We start from the raw sequence: 876 nt of genomic DNA, 5'->3' as shown, positions 1-876 counted from the left end.
GGCGAACGGATCGCCGTGGGCGGCCACCTCGTGGTGCCCGGCGGAGCCGTGGGACTCCGGGAGCTTCTCTTCTGACATGTCGTGGCTCATGACTTCTTGGCCTTGGTGGTGTGGGCGGCGACCCAGATCGCGACCGCGATGAGCGCGCCGAGACCGAAGATCCAGCCGAACAGGCCCTCGGTCACCGGACCGAGGCTGCCGAGCGTGAGACCGCCGGGGTTGGGCTCATCGTTGGTGGTGTGGCGGACGAAGGCCACGATCTGCTTCTTCTGCTCCTCGGGCATGGTGCTGTCCGGGAACGACGGCATGTTCTGCGGGCCGGTCTGCATGGCCTCGTAGATGTGCTTGGCGTCCACGCCCTCCAGCGACGGGGCGTACTTGCCCTGGGTCAGGGCACCGCCCTGGCCGGCGAAGTTGTGGCACTGGGCGCAGTTGGTGCGGAACAGCTCGCCGCCCTTGGACAGGTCGTCCGGGTTGGTCGAGGTGTACTGCTCCTCGGTCGGCGTGACCGGACCGGGGCCGAGCGAGGCGACGAAGGCGGCGAGCTGGTCGATCTCGGCCTGCGAGTAGATGTTCGGCTTGCGCGGCACCTGGGCGCCGGGCTGCTGGGCCGGCATACGACCGGTGCCCACCTGGAAGTCGACCGCGGCGGAGCCGACGCCGACCAGGCTGGGGCCGTCGCTGCTGCCCTCGCCGTTCAGGCCGTGGCAGGAGGAGCAGCCCACGGCGAAGAGCTTCTTGCCCTCATCGATCGCGAGCGACTGCGCCGCCACGTCGGCCTGCGCCTTGCCGGCGGGCGCGAACGCGGCGTACAGCCCCCCGGTTGCCGCCAGGGCGAGAAGTAGGACGACCAGCGCCGCCAGTGGGTGGCGCCGT

Annotated in this window: 1 protein-coding gene; it reads right to left on the bottom strand. The window is 70.5% G+C overall.

Annotated elements, in window-relative coordinates:
• Window positions 1-86: 86 nt before the first annotated feature.
• On the bottom strand, window positions 87-876 hold a 790-nt coding region (locus tag BI06_RS28385), incomplete at its 5' end, for a c-type cytochrome (protein WP_043472417.1).

Origin of the sequence: Kitasatospora sp. MBT66, assembly GCF_000710405.2 — a bacterium.
Classification (GTDB): Bacteria; Actinomycetota; Actinomycetes; order Streptomycetales; family Streptomycetaceae; genus Kitasatospora; species Kitasatospora purpeofusca.
The sequence above is the reverse complement of the archived record's forward strand: the minus strand, read 5'-3'. Positions and strand labels throughout refer to the sequence as shown.